Below are 24,183 nucleotides of genomic sequence, written 5' to 3' on the forward strand. Positions count from 1 at the left end.
AATTCTAATCCCTTTGCTGCTCCCGGCAGTGTAATTGCTCTTAGTAATGCGATGAGTAATAATGCAAATAGGGTAGGGATCATGACTTTGCTTGCTTTTTCTATCCCGTTTGTAACTCCTTTATAAATGATAATTCCAGCGATACCCATTGAGATAAAATGAAAGAATATGGTCTGTGACGGTGTTGTAGTGAAGGTGTTCCAAATCGCCTGGGTTGCTTCTGTTCCCATTCCCGGCTGGAAGGCACCAGACAACGCTAATGTAAAGTACTTCACACACCAGCCCATAATTACGGAGTAGTAGAACATAATCAATAAGCAGACTGCTGCGATCCAGGTACCCATCCAGGTATATTTCTTACCCATGTAGTCTCTGAATGCACCGATGGTACCCAATCCTGTACGGCGCCCCATTACCATCTCGCCCATCAGAAGTGGCAGTACCCAAACAAATAGGGCAATCGTCCATGCGATGATAAAGGGTCCTCCTCCATTGGCTGCAGCTACCCTCGGGAATCTCCAAACATTCCCCGTACCGATTGCCATACCGATAGAAGCTGCAATAAAGCCCCATCGGCTTCCCCATTGCTCTTTTTGTTGACTCATAAAAACCCTCCTTCGATTGATTTTTTTTAGCCCTCTACCCTCCTCATATCAATTTTTCGACCATTGCAGGAAATAGACAACGCACAAATCACAATATTGATACTTAACGCAAATCCTGTGCCAAAACCTGTTATAAACCACTTTATTTCTCAATCTCTAGATTGTAATAATTTCATTCATTCTAATGAATCTATATGAGGAATATAATTATTAAATGTGTCAGTTTTTCGTCGCTTTCTAAGCCCCTTTGGTTTAAAATTTTCTGAACTATGTAGTGCCATCATGTATTTTCTTCATTTTTTTCAAAAAAAAACAAAAGTGTCCAATAATTGACACGTGTCAATTATTGGACACTTTTATCCATACTATACAACTTTAATTTATAATAAAGGGTACTTCTTGGGATATTAAGCAGTTTGGCCGCTTTTGCCTTATTTCCTTTGGCATCTGCCATAGCCTTTTTTATCAGGTCTGCTTCAGACCGCTTCATCGTTTCCTCTAGATTCATTTGCGTTTTGTTTACTGTTTTTTCTTCCGTAATGCTATCCAGAATATATTGAGGAATCAGGTCCACGTTTAGAATCCCCTTTTGACTGACTACAACCATATACTCTACTGTGTTTTTTAATTCCCTTATATTCCCTTTCCAACTATACTTCAGCATGATATTAAATACATCTTTTTCCACGTGAGAGATGGAAATCTTATTCTTTCTGCAAACTTCTTTTAAGAAGTGGTTAAATAATAGGATAATATCTTCTTTTCTTTCCCTCAGCGGCGGAAGTTCAATCTCCACCACATTCAGCCGGTAGTAAAGGTCTTCACGAAAACATCCTTTTTGTACCAGTTCTTTGAGATTTCTGTTCGTCGCTGAAATAATACGAATATCCACATCGATAGGTTTGCTGGAACCTACACGAACCACCTTTTTTTCTTGAAGTACCCGCAATAATTTTGCCTGTGCTTCAATAGGAAGATCTCCAATTTCATCAAGGAATAGAGTACCGTTATTGGCCAGTTCAACCAAACCTGGTTTTCCACCCTTTAAAGCTCCTGTAAATGCTCCTCCTACATAACCGAAAAATTCACTTTCAAATAAAGCATAGGGAATTGCACTGCAGTTTACCGGTACAAAGAGTCCGGTTCTTCCGCTGTTTTCATGTATGGCAATAGAGAGTACTTCTTTTCCGGTGCCGCTTTCTCCAGTTATTAGTACACTGGTATCCGTGTGAGATACATGCTTTGCCAACTGGATTTTCTCCTGCATTTTAGGATTTCTGCCTTGAATGTGCCCAAGTGAAAAAACTCCTGTAGTAATTTTTTTCACTTCTTCCCGGAGAAGATTAATCTCTGAATTGGCGTTTTCCAGCTTTAAAGATAAATTCGTATATTCCGTCACATCTCTTTCTGTGGCCACAACCCCTAAGAATTCTCCGTCAATGAAGACTGGCAGCGCACTAATAATAACATAATAGTTAGGCTTAGGAGAATGATAGACATTCTCTATAGGCTTTTTTTCTTTTAATACAGAAAGTGTTAATGCGTTTGGAAAAAAATCTTCCAATTTCTGATAAAGCAAATCCTCAGATTTCATATCATATAGTTTTTCAGCGTTCTTATTCCATACAAGTATATAACCCTGTGCATCGGTTACAGTTACTGCTTCATGCATATGATGAATGATTTGTTTGTATTGCCGATTAATGGATTCTAGCTTCATATAATAATTGTCTCTTAAGTTATCACTGCGGATAATGCCCACAATTTTTCCCTCTTCTGTGACTGGTAGTCTTCCAATGCGATTTTCTATAAGCATTTCTCTAGCGCGGCTGACCAGTTCATCAATGTCTATGCTCAAGACACTTTCCTGCAAAAAATCTCCTACAGGCCGTTCTAATGGTATATTTTCTTTTTTTATTCTTGATATATCCGTTAACGTCAAAATACCTTTTAAACTTCCTTTTTCAGAGAAGTTATCCATGACAAGTACTTCTGGAACATTTTCATAGAGCATTTTTTCAATAGCCTCTGAAATATGGGTATGGGGATGAACTTTTAAGATATTCGTAGATAATATTTCCCGTATTCGATAGTGCAGCAAATTATTTTCCAGCATCCTAATCCACTCCCCTCGATAGCTTCATGGTCCTCAAAAATTAATTATAAGTATTCCTTATATTCTACAAATATGAATGGAATCCTCTATTCTCACTTCTTTAATTAAAAGAAACCAACTAGCATCACTAGTTGGTTTCTTTGATTTAAGGATATACACGATTTAAGGTTCTTGCAAAGGGTATTGTTTGCCGAATATGATCTATTCCGCACAGCCATGCCACGGTTCTCTCCAATCCTAATCCGTAGCCTGAATGAGGAACGCTGCCATATCTTCTTAAATCGATGTACCATTCGTAAATTTCTTTTGGCAGTTTTTCTTCTTCTAGCTTATGCAGTATGAGGTCAAGATCATGGATACGCTGACTGCCTCCAATAATCTCTCCATAGCCTTCTGGAGCAATCAGGTCTGCCCCTAGAATCACTTCTGGATTATCCGGGTCAGGCTGCATATAGAAGGCTTTCATTTTTGTTGGGAAATGGGTAATAAATACAGGTTTTTCATATTGTTCTGCTATAAATGTCTCATGTGGTGCACCAAAATCATCGCCCCATTCAAATTGAAAACCATTGTCTTGCAGTAATTTAACTGCATCGGTATATGTAATCCTTGGGAAGGGTGCCTTAACCTTTTCTAAGCTTTCAGTATTTCTTTCTAAGGTTTTCAGTTCCATTTTTCGATTTTCTAGAACTCTTTGTACGATATACTCTACCATGTCTTCTTGTATTTTTAAATTTCCTTCAAAATCTACATAGGCCATTTCAGGTTCTACCATCCAGAACTCATTCAAGTGTTTTCTTGTTTTAGATTTTTCAGCCCGGAAGGTTGGTCCAAAGCTATATACTTTTCCGAAGGCCATAGCTGCAGCTTCCGCATAAAGTTGTCCAGTCTGGGAAAGATAAGCATTCTGACCAAAATAATCAATTTCAAACAACTCTGTAGTTCCCTCACAGGAAGCTGGAGTGATAATCGGAGGTTCTACCAATACAAAATCTCTCTCGTGGAAGAAATCTCTTATCGCTCTATTGATTTCGTCCCTTATTCTTAATACTGCATGCTGTTTAGGCGTACGAATCCATAAATGACGATGATCCATTAGAAAATCTGTCCCATGCTCTTTTAATGAGATCGGATACTCTTGTGCGATTGCAACAACTTCAACATCTTTTACAGTTAGTTCAAATCCTGAAGGAGCACGGTCATCTGCCCGAACACATCCCGTTACCACGATAGAAGATTCCTGGGTAATGGTTTTACATCTTTCGAAAATCTCTGGGTCTACATCATTTTTTACAACAACACCCTGGATAAACCCAGAACCATCACGAATTTGCAGGAATTGTATTTTTCCACTGGAACGCTTGTTGAACAACCAACCTTTAATCGTAACATCTTGATCAACATATTTGCTAATTCTTTCAATTGTAGTAACAACTGCCATACACGCACCTCCAAATTATTCATATTTTAAACTTTTAAATCTACCTGAATTCCTAGTTTATCCTTATGATTTTCTAAAATTGGCTCAATATAATTTTGTATAAATTCATCCACCTGTTCTGGCGCTCTACCGACAAATAACTCAGGGGATAAGAGCTGGTGCATATCCTCTGCAGTTAGCTGGAACATATCATCATCAATGATTCTCTGGAATAAATCGTTTTCTTTCCCTTCCATCTTCACCTGTCTGGCAGCCTCCATAGAATGAATGCGTATTTGTTCATGAAGTTCCTGGCGATCACCGCCCTTTTTAACGGCTTCCATGAGTATGTTTTCAGTAGCCATAAAAGGTAACTCATTCATGACATGCTGACGAATTACTTTTTCGTAGACCACCAGTCCGTCCGTGATATTCATAGAAATTTCTAAAATTGCATCTACAGCCATGAAAGCTTCCGGAATGCTGATTCTCCTGATTGCAGAATCATCAAGGGTTCTCTCAAACCATTGGGTTGATGTGGTCATAGCCATATTCATCGTCCCCGACATAACATATCTGGCAAGAGAAGCAGCTCTTTCACTACGCATTGGATTTCGCTTATAGGCCATAGCAGAAGATCCTATCTGTGTAGATTCGAATGGTTCTTCAACTTCCTTTAAGTGCTGAAGCAAACGTATATCATTGGTCATTTTATGTATGGTCTGAGCGATGCCGCTTAATACAGAGAGTACTTTATAGTCCAGTTTGCGGCTGTATGTTTGTCCAGTCACCGGGAATGTTTTCTCAAAGCCCACTTTTTTTGCAACCAGTGCATCTAAGGCTTTTACCTTCTCATGGTCTCCATCAAATAGGCTTAGAAAGCTTGCCTGGGTTCCTGTTGTTCCTTTAACACCTCTTAGCATGATGCTGGATAATAATACTTCTACATCTTCATAATCCATCAAAAAATCCATCAGCCAGAGGGTCGCTCTCTTTCCTACCGTAGTAAGCTGGGCTGGCTGAAAGTGGGTGAATCCTAAAGTAGGAATATCCCGATATTTGCGGGCAAACTTTGAAAGCTTGTCCATACAGTTAACTATTTTAGTCTGAATCAGCTGTAATCCTCTATGCATAACAATGATATCTGTATTGTCCCCTACATAGGCGCTGGTAGCACCCAAGTGTATAATAGGCTTTGCCTTTGGACATTGAACACCATAAGCATAAACATGGGACATTACATCATGTCTCGTTTCCCTTTCCCTTTCTCTGGCAACTTCGTAGTTAATTTGATCCCTATACTTTTTCAGCTCCTCTATCTGTTCATCGGTAATATCTAATCCAAGTTCTTTTTGTGCTTCTGCTAAAGCGATCCACAGCTGTCTCCAGGTTGTAAACTTTGTATCTGATGAAAACAGTTGTGCCATTTCTTTACTAGCATATCTTGTGATGAGCGGATTTTCATAAATTTGAGTCAAGGACTTCGCTCCTTTCTAAGGCATATATATTAGTATTATACAATAGTTGGTTAAAAATAACAAACAAAAACCACGATTTAAACTAAAGGTCAAAGTTTTTTAGATCAAAGAAAAAGATACGGATTGCTCCATATCTTTTTGCGATTATTTTAAAGCTTCCTCAATTCGGCTTAGACCCTCTTTAATGTTTTCTAAAGAAGTAGCATAGGATAGGCGAACATAATTATCTGTTCCGAAGCCAGATCCGGGAACTACCGCTACCTTTGCGTTATCTAGTAGATACTCTGCAAAATCCATAGAACTGTTAATGACCTTTCCGCCTAGGGTCCTACCCATAATTTTAGAAATATTTACCATAACATAGAATGCTCCTTCAGGCTTTCTACAGGACAGCCCTTCAATTGCATTAATTTTTTCCACCATATAGTTTCTTCTTTCAACAAAAGCCTTTACCATTTGATGAATAGGTTCTTGATCTCCTTTTAGGGCTTCTATACTGGCATACTGGGCAACTGTATTAGGATTGGATGTTGCGTGACTCTGAATATTCGTCATAATATTAGCAATTTCCTTATTAGATGCCGTGTAACCGATCCTCCAACCAGTCATAGCATAGGCTTTAGACATACCGTTTACCACAATTGTCAGATTCTTAATTTCTTCGCTAAAGGACGCTATGCTAACATGGTGTCCATCATAGGTAAGCTTTTCATAGATTTCATCGGAAATTACATAAATTCCGTACTTTACCGCTATATCGGCAATGCTCTTTAGCTCTGCTTCTGTATACACTGTCCCTGTAGGATTATTAGGGCTGTTTAAGATAATTGCCTTTGTTTTTTCTGTAATTGCCTTTTCCAAGCTTGCTTTATCATACTTAAAACCATTTTCCTCTGGGGTCTCCACATAAACCGGAACAGCATCAGCAAGCTTAACCAGTTCCGGATAACTCACCCAGTATGGAACAGGTACGATTACCTCATCTCCCGGATTACAGAGGGCCAAAAGAACGTTGTGTAATGAATGCTTTGCACCATTGGAAACCACAATATTTTCTGGTTTATAGTCTAGATGATTGTCTTCCCTTAGCTTATCACAAATGGCTTGTCTTAATTCAGGCATCCCAGAAGAAGCCGTATAGCCATTAGAACCCTTCTCAATCGCTGCAATAGCAGCATCGCGAATATGTTTAGGTGTGTTGAAATCTGGCTCACCTGCGCCAAAGCTCACCACATCTATCCCCTCTGCCTTCATTTTTTTTGCCTTTGCTGTGATTGCCAGTGTGACAGAATCAGTAATCTTTCTGTTTTTAATAGACAGTTCTTTACTCATTTTCAAAGCCTCCTGTATCTTAAATAATCATCCTTTACATTATTCTATAGTTATACTATAATTCCTTCAAAAATAATATGTTTTTTCCATTCCTTATCTATCCTTAAAGGGATTTGAAACAGAAATACTGCCAATGGCCGGAATTCCATGCATAAATGCATCATGATAATCGGAGCCTCCTGTAATAAATAACCGTAACTTTTCAGCAAGCTTTAAATAGATTTTGTTATCGGCAGATGTATGCTTTGTATGGTATACTTCGATTCCTCTTATCCCCAAATTCAATATATCCATAATATTAATATTTTTCTTTAACAACCCTGGATGTGCTAATACTGGTATCCCGCCGGCTCTCTCGATGATATCAATTGCCTCATTGGGAGGAAGCTTAAATCGCTCAATAAAGGCAGGCTTCCCTTTGCCCAACAATTTTTCAAAAGCTTCCTGCATCGTACTCACATAACCTTTATTAGCTAGAGCTCTTGCTATATGCGGCCTTCCTATAACACCGCCCTCTGTATAAACCAGTACTTCTTCTATTGAAATGTCATAGTTTAACTGCTTAAGCCGTTGGATTATTTTTTTTCCCCGATTCAACCGTTCATCTCTTATTGTTTTTGTCAACTCAACTAATTCACTATGATAATAATCAATATGGTATCCCAGGATATGAACTTCTTCTGTGTAATATATCGTGCTTAATTCGATACCAGGTATAACTTGGAAATTATCATAACCTGCGGCAGTTAGACAGGCTTCCTCAATCCCGTTCACGGTATCATGGTCTGTAATGGCAACTCCTGCCAATCCATTGCGAAAAGCCCACTCAACAACCTCTTTAGGACTCAATATACCATCGGAGGCTTTGGTATGGACATGCATATCAATTTTACCCATAGGGTGTCTCCCTTTCATAGATCTACAATTATCTTTTCTTTATTATCAAGTTATATTTCCCCATTTTTTTATCTTTTCATCCACTGACAATTTAAGTCATCAAACAAAATTTATATTTATAATAAACTCTTACATAAACTCTTACGTAATTATTTATATTCTATTAGACGATAAAAAAACCTGCACTGGCAGGTTTTTTGTTCGTCGTATACTATCTTGGTTCAACAATTAATTTAATTGCTGTTCTTTCTTCACCATCAATTTGAATATCAGTAAAAGCAGGGATACAAATTAAATCAACACCACTAGGAGCAACGAACCCTCTTGCAATCGCTACTGCCTTAACTGCTTGATTTAGGGCGCCTGCACCAATTGCTTGAATTTCGGCACCCCCGCGTTCTCTTAAAACGCCAGCTAATGCTCCTGCAACAGAATTTGGATTTGATTTTGCTGATACCTTTAATACTTCCATGAATAAAGCCCCCTTTAATATTAGAATCACAATACAAAAACTAGTAATATATTCTTCGATTAGTATATTCTACATTTTTATTGGAAATCCTTTTTTTCTAACAGAGAAATAAGAAAATTTCAACAAATTTAAAATATAGTAAAAAAGCATCTTCGATGCTTTCGCTAGGAAACCCTAGGTTTCCTTCGACGGCTGCTCTGCAGCCTGAGCACCTTCCTGAAGGCGGGCAGGGGATTTCATCCCCTACAACCCCTTTTTTATATAAGATAGGAAAGCAGAACTTTCCTATCTTATATAAAAAAGAGCACTTTTGAAGTGCTCTTTTACTTTGCATACTCTATAGCTCTTGTTTCTCTAATAACGTTAACCTTAATCTGTCCAGGATATTCCAACTCATTTTCTATACGCTTTGTAATATCTCTAGCCAGATGAACAATGTTGTCATCATTCATCTCCTCAGGTTTTACCATAATACGAATTTCTCTACCTGCTTGGATTGCGAAAGACTTTTCAACACCTTCGTAGTCATTTGCAATCTCTTCCAGCTTTTGAAGACGTTTAATATATGTTTCCAGAGTTTCTCTTCTCGCTCCAGGTCTTGCCGCAGAAACAGCATCAGCTGCAGTTACTAGTACGGCTTCGACAGTTTGTGGTTCATAATCCCCATGGTGGGTAGACATAGCATGAATCACTTCACTAGACTCTTTGTACTTCTTCAAAAGATCCATTCCGATATCTACATGGGTTCCTTCCACCTCGTGATCTACTGCTTTTCCAATATCATGAAGTAGTCCGGCCCTTTTTGCCAATTTCACATCGGCACCCAGTTCTGCAGCCATTAAGCCTGCCAAATGGGACACCTCTATGGAATGTTTCAAAACATTTTGCCCATAGCTTGTTCTAAATTTTAATCTTCCTAACAATTTAATCAATTCTGGATGAAGACTGTGAACTCCTGTTTCAAAAGTTGCTTGTTCACCCTCTTCTTTGATAATATTATTAACTTCTTTTTTTGCTTTTTCTACCATTTCTTCTATACGTGCCGGATGTATTCTTCCGTCTACGATTAGCTTTTCAAGAGCAATTCTTGCAACCTCTCTCCGAATCGGATCGAATCCTGATAAAATTACGGCCTCTGGCGTATCATCAATGATGAGATCTATTCCTGTCAAGGTTTCTAAAGCTCTAATATTCCGGCCTTCTCTACCAATAATTCTACCTTTCATTTCATCGTTAGGTAAGGCTACAACGGATACAGTCGTTTCTGCTACATGGTCAGCAGCACATTTTTGAATAGCATAGGAAATAATTTCCTTTGCTTTCTTCTCAGATTCTTCTTTTGTTTTTTGCTCAATTTCCTTAATCATGATGGCAGCTTCATGTTTTACTTCTTTTTGAATGTCATTTAGAAGCAGTTCTTTCGCTTCGTCTTGTGTTAATCCTGATATTCTTTCAAGTTCCTCTAGTTCTTTTTGATAAAGCAGCTCAATTTGTTCTTCTTTTTCCCCGACTTCTTTTATTTTTTTGTTTAAAATTTCATCTTTTTTCTCAAGGTTTTCTGATTTTCTGTCTAATGTTTCTTCTTTTTGAACCAATCTTCTTTCTAATCTTTGGATTTCGTTTCTTCTTTCCCTGCTATCTCTTTCAAACTCGCTTCTTAAGCGATGTACTTCTTCTTTCGCCTCAAGAAGAATTTCTTTTTTTGCAGTTTCAGCGTCTTTCTCAGCTTCGCTTATGATTTCTTTTGCCTTTTGCTCTGCATTGTTAATCTTACCTTCAGCGATACTTCTTCTAAAAAGATAACCTATTCCAAAGCCAATACCAGCTCCGACAACAACAAAAATGAAAATATTCAAGTAATTAATAGGCAACACCTCCCCTGTAAAAAGTCTAATAAAAAGAAGAAAACCGAGATGCCTCGGTTTTTAAATCTTTTACTATGTTATTATAGAGTAAAAATTTAAAAAACTTGGCAGGTCTCTTGAATTATTCAATGATACACCATGATTTGATATAATTGTATATCTTTTTTATTATACTGTCAAGTTGATATTCACTGAGCTTAGTCAACATCCTACTTTCAAGGGTCTCACAAGACTAACGGTCATTTAATTCCTTATTCAAAAAACCTATTGCTTTGTGAATAATCTCTGTATGAAAACCTTTACGAAATAGATAAGCTTTTAGCTTTATTCTTTGTTGATTATCTGTTAAATACTCTTTGTCTTTTACTTTTTTTTTCAAAATTTTTATGCAATGATCAAATTCATCTATCTCTGCTGTATTTAGGGCCTCCTTTATCACTTCCGGAGGAACCCCTTTGTGTTTCAGTTGAAGTGTAATCATTTCTTGAGACATCGCTTTGTTTTCAGCAGTAATTTCTATATATCTGCTGGCATAATCGTAATCATTGAGATAGCCTATTGCTGCCAGCTTGTCAATCACATTTCCAATGATTTCTTCACTGTACTCCTTTCCCCTTAAATACTGCTGCATCTCTTTTATTGTTCTTGGTCTGTAAGATAGATAGTTCAGTGCTTTTGCATATGCTTCTTGAAACCCTTCCATGTTTAAAACACCTCTGATTTCTTATAATGACAAAAAAACCCTTTACAGGGTTTTTAGTTTGCTTCAGCCTCCACAGCTAAATCCGATTGTTTTACTAAGGGAAGATTATTAACTCCTCTTACCTTGTTTTCTATTTCTAAGGAAAGCTCTTTATTATCTATTAGGAACTGCTTTGCGTTTTCTCTCCCTTGTCCTAGACGCTGCTCTCCGTAACTGTACCACGAGCCGGATTTTTTTACGATCTCAGCATTAACTGCACAGTCTAAAACACTGCCTTCTCTTGAAATTCCGGTTCCATACATAATGTCAAATTCCGCTTGTTTAAAAGGAGGAGCAACCTTATTCTTTACAACCTTTATACGAGTCCTGCTTCCGACTACATCCTCACCCTGTTTGATAGATTCAATTCTCCTAACATCTAATCTTACAGAAGCATAAAACTTTAATGCACGTCCACCTGTTGTCGTTTCCGGACTTCCAAACATGACACCTACCTTTTCTCTTAGCTGGTTGATAAAGATAGCCGTGGTCTTTGATTTATTGATAACTCCTGCCAGTTTACGCAGTGCTTGCGACATTAAACGAGCTTGAAGCCCTACATGACTGTCTCCCATGTCTCCTTCAATCTCAGCCTTTGGTACCAATGCAGCTACGGAGTCAATTACAATTACATCAATTGCCCCACTTCGCACCAGTGCCTCACAAATCTCCAGAGCCTGCTCACCGGTATCTGGTTGAGATACAATCAAATCATCTATATTAACACCTAGATTTTTTGCATATACCGGATCCAGAGCATGCTCTGCATCTATAAATGCTGCTACCCCACCGTTTTTTTGCGCCTGGGCAATGACATGAAGGGCTACTGTTGTTTTACCAGAAGACTCTGGCCCATATATTTCAACAATTCTTCCTCTCGGCACACCACCAATACCAATGGCAATGTCTAATTCTAAAGCACCCGTAGAAATACACTCGATATTCAGCTTAGAAGTGTCCTCTCCTAAACGCATAATCGAACCCTTACCAAATTGCTTTTCTATTTGACCCATTGCAATTTCCAATGCTTTTAATTTCTCCTGCATTTTATCCCAGATAAAAATCTGGTCTTCACCTGCCTTTCTCCGCATTAGCGAACAAATGTTCTAATAAAATTATACATGATTTCCTACACCCGGTCAACTGAAAAGTCTATCATTTTATAACATTTCTAATCATATTCAGTGCTGAAAGAACGGAGTAATTTCTGATTCGATCGCGATCTCCGAAAGCTTTTATCCTCTGTACTGTTAGGTGTTCCTTATATAATAGACCAATATACACCAGACCTACCGGCTTGTCTTCCGTTCCCCCATCAGGTCCTGCAATACCAGTAATGGAAACACATAAATCGCTGTTTGTTTTTTCTCTTAGTCTTAATACCATTTCTTTAGCTGTTTCTTCACTAACGGCTCCCCACAGGTCCAAAGTGTCTTGCCCAACCCCTAACATCTTCATCTTGGCCTCATTACTATAGGTTATATACCCGGCATGGAAGCATTTTGAAATACCTGGAACAGCTGTAAGCCTTCCTGCTAAAAGACCACCTGTACAGGATTCAGCAATGGATATACTTATTTCCTTTTCCATTAAGGCCTTTGCTACAACCTCAACCAATTCCTCATCCTGATCACTATATAAGTATGTGCCTACTTTTGACCGAATTTCTCGAACAATCGGCTCAATAAGTTTCATCGCTGCATTCTCATTTTCCGCTTTTGCAGTTACCCTTAAACTGACCTCTCCTTCCTTAGCATAGGGTGCAATGGTTGGATTTTCTTGCTTAGTGATTAGATCCAACAATTCTGTTTCTAGGGAGGATTCACCAATTCCAAAAAACCTCAGCACGCTAGAATAAATGGTAGACTTTGATTTTTCTCTTAGATACCCCCCTACACAATCTTCAAACATCCCGATCATTTCTTTGGGCGGTCCCGGCAAGCTGATAATAACTTTTCCCATGTTCTCTATAATAAAGCCCGGAGCTGTACCCTTATTATTCTGCAATACAATACTATCTTCAGGCAAATAGGCCTGTTTTTTATTATTCTCACACATAGACCGATTAAGATCTTTAAAAAAAGATTCTAACCGTTCCATAGATGGCCTGTGCAAAACCAAATTTTTTCCCATTGCCTTAGCAACCGTCTCACGGGTTAAATCATCCTGCGTAGGTCCAAGTCCCCCGGTAGTAATGATCAAATCTGTATTTTTCATTGCATAGTTTAATATTTCTTCTAATCGTCGACAATTGTCTCCTACAGTAAAATGATAATACACATTAATTCCTAATTCGTTAAGTCTTTTCGACAGGTATACTGTATTGGTGTTTGTTATTTGACCAAAAAGCAGCTCAGTACCAACGGATATTAACGCACAGTTCATCAAAGGGCTCCCTCCTATTCTTACTAAACAGCAAAAAGCAGCATGGCTGCTTTATTGTTTAAATACATGCTTATTCAAATAAACATAATCTACACCGGATATAATGGTTAAAGCAACTGCCACCCATAGTGCAATTGTACTGAAAGGAAAATTAATCAAGCTAAAGGGATAATTATCAACTAGAATTGCAATGATCGCAATAATTTGCGCTAGAGTCTTAGACTTCCCCCACCAGCTTGCAGCAATAACAATTCCCTCAGAAGCAGCAATAGCTCTAAGAATACTGATAATATATTCCCTAGAGATGATCACAACCACAACCCATGCAGACAGTCTTCCCATCTGTACAAGCGATACCAGAGCAGCTGTAACTAAAAGTTTATCCGCTAAAGGGTCCATAAATTTTCCGAACTTGGTAATTTGATTTCTGCTGCGGGCAATATAGCCATCTAAAGTATCTGTAATCGCTGCAATCGTAAAAATCCCTGCAGCTAAATGGATTCCATAAGGAATCTTATTTAATAAAACAATCATAAACACTGGAACTAAAAAGATTCTGGCAATGGTTAACTTATTGGCAAGGTTCATTCAGCATCTCTCCCATTAAATCGTATTCGAGAGCATCTTTAATTAATACCCGTACAAAAACTCCCGGGCCTAGAGTCCTTTCTGAGTGCACATAAACAATACCGTCAATTTCAGGTGCATCATATGCAGTTCTCCCTATATACACACTCTCTCCTTCAACTTTTTCTTCTACAAGTATATCATAAATATTACCTATTTTCTCCATATTTTTTTTGTAGGATATTTGCTGTTGAATGATCATAATTTCATCTCTTCTCTTTTCCTTGATTTCCTCCGGAATCTGGTCTGGTAAACTTGCAGCAGGAGTATCTTCCTCCTGTGAGTAAGTGAATACACCAAGGCGATCAAATTGAACATCAGAAACAAATTGTTTCAATTCTTTGAATTGCTCCTCAGTCTCTCCGGGGAAACCAACGATTAAAGAGGTGCGGAGAGCAATCTCCGGACAGTTTCTTCTTAGTTTATCTATTACTTTCAAAATATGCTCTTTATTAGTTCTTCTATTCATTCTTTTTAGTACTTGATTGTTGCAATGTTGAATTGGCATATCTAAGTATTTGCATATTTTCTTTTCACTAGCGATAACTTCTATTACATCCTCTGTTATTTCATCAGGGTAGCAATATAACACTCTAATCCAGCTTAAGGCTTCTATTTTGCATAACTCTTTTAATAGGTCTGCTAATTTATATTTACCATATAGATCTATACCATAACGGGTGGTATCCTGGGCAATCAGAATAATCTCCTTTACCCCGTTGTCAGCTAATGCTTGAGCTTCCTTTAAGATTTGCTCTATAGCTCTGCTTCTATAGGACCCTCTTAGCTTTGGAATGATACAATAGGTACATCCATTGTCACATCCGTCAGCAATTTTTAGATAGGCCGTATGTTTAGGAGTACTTATGATTCTTGGCAGATCCTCTGCAATTTGAATATTGATATTTCCAGATTTAATAATCTTCTTTCCCTGTAATGTATCATCTAGAATTTGAATGATTTCTGGAAAATTACCGGTTCCGATAATAGCGTCTACTTCCGGCAGCTCCTTCATCAAATCCTCCGAGTACCTTTCACCAAGGCAGCCTGCAACTACTAATAATCTGCAATTGCCCTCGTTTTTTAATTGCCCTAAAGCAATGATTGTATCGATGGATTCCTGCTTTGCAGCCTCGATAAATCCACAGGTATTTACTATTACAATATCTGCTGTATGCTTATCTTTTGTCAATACGTAATCATAGTTCGTTAAAAGACCCATCATGATTTCCGAATCTACCATATTCTTTGCGCATCCTAATGTTTCAACATATACCTTTAAGTTCATTGGGGTGTTGCTCCTTCCTTATTTTTGCGGTTTCAGACTCATTTCAAAGTCCCGTAGTTCCTTTATAGCATTTTCAATATTATCATAAAAAATCTCCAGATCATAGTTTTTGTATTTCTCAATAGAGTATTGATATAAGGGATCATAATAATATTCAATCAAATACCTGATAATATAAGGGTAAGCCTTTTCTGACTGTTTTTGCAACAGATGATCCACGGCTTCATTACCCAACCGCTTCCGAAGATGTTCGATGGCTTTTCTTATTTTCTCTTCCTTCTCTTCTACATGGTTAATATAATCCTTTAAGATAATATTTACACGATTTTCTAAGCTGGTATTTACCAACACATGACTTCCTGCTACCATCCGTTGATATATTTTATCTGGTATCTGAACATTTCCAATTCGTTTGCTTTCACTTTCGACAAAGATGTTCTTTTCTGCAGCCCCGTACAATATGTGAAAAATCATGGATTCAAACATTTTTTGAGAAGGAGGACTCCCTTTAAAAACAATGTCACCAAATACAGAACCGCTATTTTGAGCAAGCTTTTCTAAATTTAATACCTTCAGCCCCTTTTCAGACAAGCCCTCTAAAATATGGGTTTTCCCTACTCCAGTGAGTCCATGAACCATAATAAAGTGATACGGGTCCAAATGATTCTCGAAATAATCCATAATAAACTTTCTATAGGCTTTATAGCCGCCGGCTAGCTGATATACCTGGGGAACATTAAACATACTTAAAAAATTGCATACGGATTTACTCCTCATTCCACCGCGCCAGCAGAAAAAAATAATATGTTCATATTCCTTCTGATAGTCTACGATTTGATCATATAAGCTTGGAAGCTTATATGAAGCATATTTAACACCAAGACGGATCGCCTTTTGATGGCTGTCTCTTCGATATACGGTTCCTATTTCTGCTCTTTCCTCATCGTTTAAAATCGGGAAATTAACTGCATCAACGATTGTAGATTCAGCATATTCTGCAGGGGAGCGTACATCTATAAAAATAGCTTTTTTCAATTTTAATGCTTCTTCTATTGTAATTAAAGACGTCATAAAAATCCCTCTCAATAATAAATATCTAAAGCTAGTATTCACAAAAAAAACCCTTGCAAAACAATTTTCAAGAGTAGAATATTAAACTCTACTCTTGATCTCCTCAAATTCTTCCTTAGAGATACGCACTTGTCTTGGCTTACTACCTTCGTGCTCCCCAACAATTCCACGTTCCTCCATAGCGTCAATCAAGCGGGCAGCCCGATTGTATCCAATTCTAAACCTTCTCTGAAGCATTGATATGGAGGCTTGCCCTGTTTGTACTACAAATTCTATGGCATCCTGAAGCAGTTCATCAACTGTACCTTCATCTGCCGGCAGATCTGTTTCCATTTTTTCCAAAATATCTTCTTCGTAAACCGCTTCCTCTACTTGCTGCTTAATGAAGGATACTACACGCTCTACTTCTGCATCGGATATAAAAGCTCCTTGTAATCGCTTAGGCTTAGAAGCCCCTACAGGATAGAAGAGTAAATCTCCTTTTCCCAAAAGCTTCTCAGCCCCGCCCATATCAAGAATGGTCCTTGAATCTGCTTGTGAGGATACAGCAAAAGCAATCCGTGAAGGAATATTGGCCTTAATTACACCGGTTATGACATCTACAGAAGGTCTTTGGGTCGCCACGATCAAATGAATGCCTGCTGCTCTAGCCATTTGCGCTAATCTGCATATGGAATCCTCAACTTGTCCAGGAGCTACCATCATTAAATCTGCCAACTCATCTATGATCACCACAATCTTTGGCAGGGTCTCTTTTTCTTCCCGCTGTTGTTTTTCATTATAGCTATTAATATCTCGGACGCCACTTTGAGCAAAGAGCTTATACCGATTTGTCATCTCTACAACAGCCCAGTTCAGCGCTGTTGCTGCTTTTTTAGGATCCGTAACCACAGGGATTAGTAGGTGGGGAATACCATTATAATTATTTAACTCTACTACTTTGGGGTCAATCAGAACCAAACGGACTTCTTCCGGTGTTGCCTTGTATAGAATACTGGTAATAAGCGTGTTAATGCACACACTTTTCCCTGAGCCGGTGGCGCCGGCAATCAGCATATGTGGCATCTTGGCTAAGTCTGCTACTACTGGGTTTCCTGCGATATCCTTGCCTAGCACAAAGGTCAATTTAGAATCACTGCTAATATATTTGTCACTCTCTAAAACTTCCTTAACACTGACGGTAGTGGTAGAATCATTGGGTATTTCAATACCTACAGCCGCTTTTCCTGGGATAGGTGCTTCTATGCGTATATTAGAAGCAGCCAGATTTAACGCAATATCATCAGAAAGACTGACAATTTTACTCACTTTAACGCCTGGGCTAGGTTGTATTTCATATCTCGTTATGGTAGGTCCTTTGCTAACTTGCATTACTTTCGCATCAACCCCAAAATTTTGCATCGTTTCTTCAAGTATTTTTACTTTCTGCATAATCTCCTTTTTATCATTTTTAGAGCTAGCAGCAGTATAGTCGTCCAACAATGATAAATCAGGCATTGTGTAGCTTAAGGGTACATTACTTTTGTTAGACCCATTGATTTGCAGCTTTATTTCATTAGAGTCCCTTTGAACATCCTCCTGCACTGCAGAAGCAGGCATTCTTTCCGGCTTCTCTTGGATTTCAACCGTTTCTATCTTATCTGTATCCCTTGTAAAATCCAGGATTCTTATCTTTTCATCAATAGTCTCTCCCTGTACGGCTATGGCTGCCTCTGGTTCATCAAAGCTCAATAGTTTAACTTTTTTAGGCTTGTCTTTTTTTCGTTCCATTTGCTCCTCAGATACTTGTACGAAGTCGGCTACGGCAGCCATAATGGATTTGGTCATGTCAAAGAGTGATTGCTTTAATGCCTTGAGTAGTCCTTTCAGTGAAGTCCCCGTTAATAAGATCATCGCAGTAAGCATAAGTGTAATAATAATTACATAGCTTCCGTTAATCCCCAAAAGCTTTATGCTAAAAGAGGTTAGCACTGTACCGATTAACCCACCACCTAGACCTTCTACCCCTTGTTCGTAGGAAAGCATCAATGTCTGCAGATAATAATCACCCTTAGGCATGTCCTCTAAATGATAAATTGTATAAAGCATAATATATCCCAAATATAATATTAATAATGAAAGCCTCCATTTGTAATCTATATTTTTCGTTTTCCCTGAGAAGGATAATAACCCAAATAAAATAATAAAATATGGCAACACATAAGAGGGAATAGCAAGCAGACCCATCAGCGAGAATTTAATAAACTTTCCCAACTCTCCTGTGGATGCCGTCTGAAGACTGATTAAAATAAGTATTCCTATAGCTATGATAAATATGGACAATATTTCCTGCTTTAATGGGGACTGCTGCTTTGTTTTATTTTTTCTTCTAGACATGAATAACCACCTCGATTGGTTAGTGAAAGGCACAGATTTTCTGTGCCCTATCTAAAAAATTAAATCCATTCTCATATGTTGAATAATTTAATTCACTGGAAAATCCATAATAAAAAGTGTTAATATTTCTATTAACACTTTAACATTGTTATTATAACATATGCTTTTCAATTATTCTATTGCAAATTCCTTGGTATTTCTAATTCCATAGTCATATTTTTATCCTTTTTTGCTTCAATCATTTTCCTTAATTGATCCATTGCCTGCTTGATTCCCCCAATCTCATTGATCAATCCAAGGTTAACAGCTTCTTTCCCAATTAGGATGGTTCCTATGTCATTGGCAATCTCATCGGTTTCATTCATGAGTTGAATCAATTGGTCTCTCGAAATATTAGAGGTTCTGGTTACAAATTGAATGATGCGCTCCTGCATTTTTTGAAAATACTTGAAGGTTTGAGGAACGCCAATTACCAAACCGTTCATCCGAATAGGATGAATTGTCATTGTTGCAGTTTCGGCAATAAAGGAATAATCACTGGCTGTAGCTAGAGGCACTCCAATACTATGTCCTCCTCCCAGTACAAGGGACACTGTAGGCTTTGATAGACTGGTTATCATTTCTGCAATAGCTAATCCTGCTTCCACATCACCGCCAACGGTATTCAAAATCGTTAACATTCCTTCAATCTTTGGATTTTCTTCAACGGCTATTAATTGGGGTATAATATGCTCATATTTTGTTGATTTGTTTTGGGGTGGGGAAATCATATGTCCCTCAATATGTCCGATGATTGTAAGATAATGGATATTTGTAGGCATCTCTGGAATGTTTTGTGTTCCAAGGCTCTGGATATTGCTTAACTTTGCATTTACTTTTGGTATTAAGGCTGGTTCAAGCTTTGTTTGTGGATTGATCTCAGGTTCTGATACCTTTGGTTTTTCTTCTCTTTCACTCATGTTCTCACTTCCTTATTTTGGCTTTTCAAGCGATTTCTCCCCAAATTTTTCGATGTTATATCTTCTAAGATTCATATTTTATTTTTTCCAATAAAAAAACTACTATACTCCAGGGTAGAGAATAGCAGTTTTTATTTATTTTATGCCAGATGAAACTCCTGATGCAGTATGTTAACAGCCTTTTCCATACTGTCGGAATTTACTAGACAGGAAATTGTTGTGTGAGAATCAGAGGTTTGAAGAATTCTAATATTTTCTTTGGCTAGAGCTTTTACAATTCTAGCCATTACTCCAGGAACACCTCGCATTTTATGTCCTATGGCTGTTATTTTGCTGCAGTTTCTATGAATGTCATATTTCAGTCCAATACTTTTTATAATACTTTCAAGCTTTACGAGATGTTGTTCTTCAACGGTAAATATCTTTTTATCTATAAAAAAATTAATCATATCAATACTAATATCATTTTCAGCCAATGCATTCATGAAAACCTCATTTATTTCTGCAGTATCTTCATATTGCACAACAATTTGAGCAACATTATTCCTGTGTGCAATAGCAGTAATACATTCTCCTGCTGATGGATACTTGCTATATTTATTTTCATATTGCTCAAAACTGCTTATAATGGTTCCAGGCGCATCAGTAAAGGTATTTTTTATTTTAAGAATAATGCTGCCCCGACGGGCAACCTCAACAGCCCTTGGGTGAATAACCTTTGCACCGTCCTCTGCCATTTGATAAATATCATCATAATCTATTTGTTCAATTACCTTTGCATTGGTCACCAGTCTAGGGTCAGCCGTCATGATACCATCTACATCCGTATAGATTTCTACAACCTCTGCTTTTAATGCTTCTCCAATTACTGCCGCCGAAGTGTCGCTGCCTCCTCTCCCTAATGTCGTGATATTTCCATTTTCAGATATTCCTTGAAATCCTGTAACTACAGGAATAATGCCCTTATCAAGCAATTGCTGAATATTCTGAGGTTCCACTTTTATTACATCTGCATCTCCATATTTTTCATCGGTTATGATACCCGCCTGGAAACCCATCAGTGCAGCAGCATGATAACCCTTTGCTTTGATTGTATTTGCAAAAACTACAGACGATATGGTTTCGCCGCATGCCATCATGAGATCTAATTCCCGGCTTGAACACTCTGAGTAAGGTTCACGCCCTATCTGCAATAAAGTATCTGTAGCATAAGGGTCACCCTTCCGTCCCATAGCAGAAACTACAACAACGGGTTGATTGCCCTCTTGAATACATTGGATAACTTTTTCTACTGCCTTATCTCTTAATTCTTTGCTTGCAACAGAGGTACCTCCAAATTTTTGAACAATGATATTCATTTTTCTCCTCCTTACCAAATACATATCTTAATGTTAGCACATATTTATAATTTTTTCTACAAATCTTCAGCAATAACTAACCTTATTATTATAATATGTTAAGAAGGATTCTATGGAACCATTGTTTTCGCCAGTTCAATGCAGACTGTGGCCTTTACTTATTAATGCTATAATATTTTACAAAGAAAAGCTTCGACGGGAAGATTTCTCATCTTCCATTTCTATGATGATCATATCGTTACCAATCTTTCGTACATATTCCCAGGGAATTTCAACAAAGCTCTTATCCGAAAAAATTGAAAATTGATTTCGAAAGTCCGGGACCAGCAGTGCTCTTATTTTTCCATTTCTTTCGTCCACCAAGAGATCAGACTCTGCTAGGACACCGAGCCTTCCTCCATCGTTTAGATTTACGATTTCTTTTCCACCTAGTTTACTCAACCTCATCTATGCCATCCTCCTTACTTTTTCCTATATGTTTTATAAATGTAAAAAGTCCATAACATCAGTCGTCCAAACAGACTTTTTATTATTCTATTTTCAGAAGGATAACAATATGCTTTTTATTTTCCCGTATGTCCAAAACCTCCAGTGCCTCGAAAGGACTGGTTCAATAGGTCGACACTTTCCCAAGCGATCTTCTCATATCTGCAAAATATTAACTGAGCAATTCGATCTCCTCGGTTTATTGTGAAATCCTCTTGTCCCCAATTAATTAATGGAACTTTGATTTCTCCCCGATAGTCGCTATCGATTGTCCCCACCCCATTGACTAGGCCTATCCCATGCTTCACAGCCAGTCCGCTTCTACCCCGAACCTGGCCTTCCATGCCTTCCGGTATTTCAATATGTATTCCTGTAGGTATTAAGACTCTTTGCCCGGGTTTAATCGTTACTGAAGTCTCTATACCTGCCTTTAAATCCATGCCTGCTGCTCCTGCTGTCTCATAGGCTGGAAGCAGCGTCTGATCCTTACACACAATCTTTATCTTACTCATTCTTCTTCTCCCTTCATTTTTTGACTGATATTGGAAAATTAAAAAGACATTAGCAGGAGCTAATATCTTTAATAATCTAGAAAACCGGATAAATTCTTATCTTTCTCAACCTTGCCCACAATCGCCAATGCGCTATTATCTGATATAAAAACCCTGTCAATTACCCGTCGAACATCTTGAATCGTAACTTGATCGATTTTTTCTATGATTTCTTTCGGAGAATAAGTGCGATTTAGGAGCAGTTCCGACTTGCCTATAGCACTCATACGACTGCTGGTACTTTCAAGCCCCAACATATAACTGCCTTTTAACTGTTCCTTAGATTTATGCAATTCATCCTTTGTCAAACCATCCTTTTTTAGGACATGAATTTCTTGGTTGATAAGCTTCAGCACTTCATCAAGCTGATTTGGATTAATGCCTGCGTATATTGTTAAGAGGCCGATCTCTTTGTATGAGGAAGGATAGGAGAATACAGAGTAGGCCAAACCTTTGTCTTCTCTAATATTTTGAAACAGTCTGGAGCTCATGCTTCCGCCAAATACATTATTCACGATAAGTAGTGGATATAAATCCTGACTCTTTAGGGAAGCTCCCTCTAAACCTAAACATATGTGCAACTGTTCAATATCCTTATATCGAATGACTCCATCGGGACTAAAAGAAGGTCTGCTTTCCGGCTTCTGAGTACGTTTTTTGCTGGAAATGGCATTGAGCTTCTCCTCCAACTGTTCTATGAGACTGTTCTCATCAAAGTTTCCTGCTACTGAGATGACCATGTTTTCCATAGTATAATAATTCTCTACAAAAGATAAAAGCTTTTGACGATCAAAGCTGGTTACAGTCTTAGCCGTCCCTAATACAGGCATTCCTAGATTGTGGTGCTTAAATACGGTATTGGACAACAGCTCATGGACCAAATCTTCTGGAGAGTCTTCGTACATGTTTATTTCTTCTATAATAACACCTTTTTCCTTTTCTATTTCTCTAGGGTTAAAGCTGGAGTGAAATAACATATCCGTCAGCACGTCTATAGCGATTGACAAATGAGTATCTAATACCTTCCCGTAAAAACAGGTACACTCCTTGCTGGTAAAAGCATTTAATTGTCCGCCAATACTGTCAAAGCTTTCTGCAATTTCTCTCGCACTTCTCGTATCTGTACCCTTAAATAGCATATGCTCAACAAAATGAGTAATTCCATTGCTATCTGCATCCTCATGGATAGACCCAGCTTCGATCCAAAAGCCCAAAGTAACTGATTTCACATAGGGAATTTTCTCTACTACCAGTCTTACCCCATTGCTTAAAGTATATTTTTGAAACATTTTAGCCTCCCGATTTGGTATTCATAAATACATAGACTATTATAATTTAGTATAACTCAATAATCAAGAAAAAAACCTTACTCTAACAAATTTGAAACGGTGCCTAGTTGAATACCTTCTTCAATGATTCTATCAATAATAATGGGAAGAGCTTTTGCTGTTTCACGCTTTGGATGCATCAGAAGTATTGCCCCATTGTGGGACTTCTTCATTACTCTGCTAATGATTACATCTGCAGTAGAGCCTTCCTGCCAGTCAATTGTATCAATGCTCCACAAGATGGTCTGATATCCTAGCTTTTCTGCCGCTTCCAGTGTAGCCTCACTATAATCACCTGAGGGTGGAGCAAAATACTTAGGTTTCACCCCTAATACTTTTTCTATCGCTTCTTCAGCTTTTTTGATTTCTAAAAAATTGTCTTTTTTATTCATTTTGCTGTGAGTCTTATGGCTATAACCATGATTTCCTATCTCATGCCCCCGATTGAACATTTCCTGAAGCAGCTCCGGATACTTGGAGGCCCACCTTCCTGTTACAAAAAAGGTTATTTTGATATTTTTATCATCAAGTACGTCTAAAATCTCCGGTATGATCTCATTCCCCCAATCTACGTTACAGGTAATGGCAGCTTTATTTAAAGAAGGATCTCCGCTGCGAATGGGTTCATGCAGTAGATAGCGCTGCAGCACTGTAATGTCATCCCTCAAAAAGCTTATAAAACCCAGCAAAATGAGTAGTATTGCCCCAGCAGCCACTAAAATGTACTTGCGTTTTAAAATAATTATTCTCATAGGAATCCCCCTCTCTCCCTATCATGAATATTCATAGATTTATGATTTATTCGGCAGGACAAGGTTCAAAGAAAA

The 24,183-nt window shown here is 38.0% G+C and carries 21 protein-coding genes; all 21 read right to left on the reverse strand.

Annotated features, from left to right (window positions below; translation table 11 throughout):
- Positions 1-605: sodium-dependent transporter (locus tag BUB56_RS02775; RefSeq protein WP_190014117.1), on the reverse strand; the 605-nt coding region annotated here is incomplete at its 3' end.
- Positions 606-948: 343 nt separating this feature from the next.
- On the reverse strand, positions 949-2,721 hold the full coding sequence (gene prdR, locus BUB56_RS02780; RefSeq protein WP_110939862.1) for a sigma-54 dependent transcriptional regulator PrdR: 1,773 nt from the start codon (positions 2,719-2,721) through the stop codon (positions 949-951).
- A 145-nt stretch (positions 2,722-2,866) separates the two neighbouring features.
- Positions 2,867-4,162: an asparagine--tRNA ligase gene (asnS, locus tag BUB56_RS02785; protein ID WP_110939863.1), complete on the reverse strand. Its 1,296-nt coding sequence runs from the start codon at positions 4,160-4,162 to the stop codon at positions 2,867-2,869.
- A gap of 26 nt (positions 4,163-4,188) precedes the next feature.
- Positions 4,189-5,619, reverse strand: coding sequence for an adenylosuccinate lyase (gene purB, locus BUB56_RS02790; RefSeq protein ID WP_110939864.1), 1,431 nt, complete (start codon positions 5,617-5,619; stop codon positions 4,189-4,191).
- A gap of 144 nt (positions 5,620-5,763) precedes the next feature.
- Entirely contained in the window at positions 5,764-6,951 is a 1,188-nt protein-coding gene (locus BUB56_RS02795; RefSeq protein ID WP_110939865.1) for a pyridoxal phosphate-dependent aminotransferase, read from the reverse strand.
- A gap of 93 nt (positions 6,952-7,044) precedes the next feature.
- A complete protein-coding gene (locus BUB56_RS02800; RefSeq protein WP_190014121.1) occupies positions 7,045-7,848 on the reverse strand; it encodes a PHP domain-containing protein in 804 nt (267 codons plus the stop codon).
- A 211-nt stretch (positions 7,849-8,059) separates the two neighbouring features.
- Complete coding sequence (gene spoVS, locus BUB56_RS02805; RefSeq protein ID WP_068556162.1) at positions 8,060-8,320, reverse strand: stage V sporulation protein SpoVS; 261 nt, start codon at positions 8,318-8,320, stop codon at positions 8,060-8,062.
- A gap of 323 nt (positions 8,321-8,643) precedes the next feature.
- On the reverse strand, positions 8,644-10,185 hold the full coding sequence (gene rny / locus BUB56_RS02815) for a ribonuclease Y (protein ID WP_110939969.1): 1,542 nt from the start codon (positions 10,183-10,185) through the stop codon (positions 8,644-8,646).
- 232 nt (positions 10,186-10,417) lie between these two features.
- Positions 10,418-10,888, reverse strand: coding sequence for a regulatory protein RecX (locus tag BUB56_RS02820; RefSeq protein WP_110939868.1), 471 nt, complete (start codon positions 10,886-10,888; stop codon positions 10,418-10,420).
- Positions 10,889-10,941: 53 nt separating this feature from the next.
- Complete coding sequence (gene recA / locus BUB56_RS02825; RefSeq protein WP_330392538.1) at positions 10,942-12,018, reverse strand: recombinase RecA; 1,077 nt, start codon at positions 12,016-12,018, stop codon at positions 10,942-10,944.
- Positions 12,019-12,082: 64 nt separating this feature from the next.
- The gene (locus BUB56_RS02830; RefSeq protein ID WP_110939869.1) at positions 12,083-13,312 is read right to left on the reverse strand and encodes a competence/damage-inducible protein A; all 1,230 of its coding nucleotides are present in this window, start codon (positions 13,310-13,312) and stop codon (positions 12,083-12,085) included.
- A gap of 51 nt (positions 13,313-13,363) precedes the next feature.
- A complete protein-coding gene (gene pgsA / locus BUB56_RS02835; protein ID WP_110939870.1) occupies positions 13,364-13,900 on the reverse strand; it encodes a CDP-diacylglycerol--glycerol-3-phosphate 3-phosphatidyltransferase in 537 nt (178 codons plus the stop codon).
- Positions 13,884-15,227 carry a 30S ribosomal protein S12 methylthiotransferase RimO gene (rimO, locus tag BUB56_RS02840; RefSeq protein WP_110939871.1) on the reverse strand — a complete coding sequence of 448 codons (1,344 nt, stop codon included), beginning with the start codon at positions 15,225-15,227 and terminating at the stop codon, positions 13,884-13,886. The genes pgsA and rimO overlap by 17 nt, the downstream gene beginning before the upstream one ends.
- An 18-nt stretch (positions 15,228-15,245) precedes the next feature.
- A complete protein-coding gene (gene mnmH, locus BUB56_RS02845; RefSeq protein WP_110939872.1) occupies positions 15,246-16,298 on the reverse strand; it encodes a tRNA 2-selenouridine(34) synthase MnmH in 1,053 nt (350 codons plus the stop codon).
- A gap of 81 nt (positions 16,299-16,379) precedes the next feature.
- Positions 16,380-18,674, reverse strand: coding sequence for an FtsK/SpoIIIE family DNA translocase (locus tag BUB56_RS02850; protein ID WP_110939873.1), 2,295 nt, complete (start codon positions 18,672-18,674; stop codon positions 16,380-16,382).
- 176 nt (positions 18,675-18,850) lie between these two features.
- Positions 18,851-19,633: a ClpP family protease gene (locus BUB56_RS02855; protein ID WP_110939874.1), complete on the reverse strand. Its 783-nt coding sequence runs from the start codon at positions 19,631-19,633 to the stop codon at positions 18,851-18,853.
- Between the two features lie 140 nt (positions 19,634-19,773).
- Complete coding sequence (gene dapG / locus BUB56_RS02860) at positions 19,774-20,991, reverse strand: aspartate kinase (protein ID WP_110939875.1); 1,218 nt, start codon at positions 20,989-20,991, stop codon at positions 19,774-19,776.
- Between the two features lie 177 nt (positions 20,992-21,168).
- Entirely contained in the window at positions 21,169-21,438 is a 270-nt protein-coding gene (locus tag BUB56_RS02865) for a YlmC/YmxH family sporulation protein (protein ID WP_110939876.1), read from the reverse strand.
- 116 nt (positions 21,439-21,554) lie between these two features.
- Positions 21,555-21,989, reverse strand: coding sequence for a dUTP diphosphatase (dut, locus tag BUB56_RS02870; protein WP_110939877.1), 435 nt, complete (start codon positions 21,987-21,989; stop codon positions 21,555-21,557).
- Positions 21,990-22,057: 68 nt separating this feature from the next.
- Positions 22,058-23,317, reverse strand: coding sequence for a M16 family metallopeptidase (locus tag BUB56_RS02875; protein ID WP_110939878.1), 1,260 nt, complete (start codon positions 23,315-23,317; stop codon positions 22,058-22,060).
- A 77-nt stretch (positions 23,318-23,394) separates the two neighbouring features.
- Complete coding sequence (locus BUB56_RS02880; RefSeq protein WP_110939879.1) at positions 23,395-24,108, reverse strand: polysaccharide deacetylase family protein; 714 nt, start codon at positions 24,106-24,108, stop codon at positions 23,395-23,397.
- Positions 24,109-24,183 lie beyond the last annotated feature (75 nt).

It is taken from the genome of Geosporobacter subterraneus DSM 17957 (assembly GCF_900142145.1).
GTDB lineage: Bacteria > Bacillota > Clostridia > Peptostreptococcales > Thermotaleaceae > Geosporobacter > Geosporobacter subterraneus.

Bases quoted from the DNA above. Each gene is read 5' to 3' on its own strand.
- prdR (WP_110939862.1), bottom strand. From the start codon at position 2,721: ATGCTGGAAAATAATTTGCTGCACTATCGAATACGGGAAATATTATCT.
- asnS (WP_110939863.1), bottom strand. From the start codon at position 4,162: ATGGCAGTTGTTACTACAATTGAAAGAATTAGCAAATATGTTGATCAA.
- BUB56_RS02795 (WP_110939865.1), bottom strand. From the start codon at position 6,951: ATGAGTAAAGAACTGTCTATTAAAAACAGAAAGATTACTGATTCTGTC.
- BUB56_RS02800 (WP_190014121.1), bottom strand. From the start codon at position 7,848: ATGGGTAAAATTGATATGCATGTCCATACCAAAGCCTCCGATGGTATA.
- spoVS (WP_068556162.1), bottom strand. From the start codon at position 8,320: ATGGAAGTATTAAAGGTATCAGCAAAATCAAATCCAAATTCTGTTGCA.
- BUB56_RS02820 (WP_110939868.1), bottom strand. From the start codon at position 10,888: ATGGAAGGGTTTCAAGAAGCATATGCAAAAGCACTGAACTATCTATCT.
- recA (WP_330392538.1), bottom strand. From the start codon at position 12,018: ATGCGGAGAAAGGCAGGTGAAGACCAGATTTTTATCTGGGATAAAATG.
- BUB56_RS02830 (WP_110939869.1), bottom strand. From the start codon at position 13,312: ATGAACTGTGCGTTAATATCCGTTGGTACTGAGCTGCTTTTTGGTCAA.
- pgsA (WP_110939870.1), bottom strand. From the start codon at position 13,900: ATGAACCTTGCCAATAAGTTAACCATTGCCAGAATCTTTTTAGTTCCA.
- rimO (WP_110939871.1), bottom strand. From the start codon at position 15,227: ATGAACTTAAAGGTATATGTTGAAACATTAGGATGCGCAAAGAATATG.
- mnmH (WP_110939872.1), bottom strand. From the start codon at position 16,298: ATGACGTCTTTAATTACAATAGAAGAAGCATTAAAATTGAAAAAAGCT.
- BUB56_RS02850 (WP_110939873.1), bottom strand. From the start codon at position 18,674: ATGTCTAGAAGAAAAAATAAAACAAAGCAGCAGTCCCCATTAAAGCAG.
- BUB56_RS02855 (WP_110939874.1), bottom strand. From the start codon at position 19,633: ATGAGTGAAAGAGAAGAAAAACCAAAGGTATCAGAACCTGAGATCAAT.
- dapG (WP_110939875.1), bottom strand. From the start codon at position 20,991: ATGAATATCATTGTTCAAAAATTTGGAGGTACCTCTGTTGCAAGCAAA.
- BUB56_RS02865 (WP_110939876.1), bottom strand. From the start codon at position 21,438: ATGAGGTTGAGTAAACTAGGTGGAAAAGAAATCGTAAATCTAAACGAT.
- dut (WP_110939877.1), bottom strand. From the start codon at position 21,989: ATGAGTAAGATAAAGATTGTGTGTAAGGATCAGACGCTGCTTCCAGCC.
- BUB56_RS02875 (WP_110939878.1), bottom strand. From the start codon at position 23,317: ATGTTTCAAAAATATACTTTAAGCAATGGGGTAAGACTGGTAGTAGAG.
- BUB56_RS02880 (WP_110939879.1), bottom strand. From the start codon at position 24,108: ATGAGAATAATTATTTTAAAACGCAAGTACATTTTAGTGGCTGCTGGG.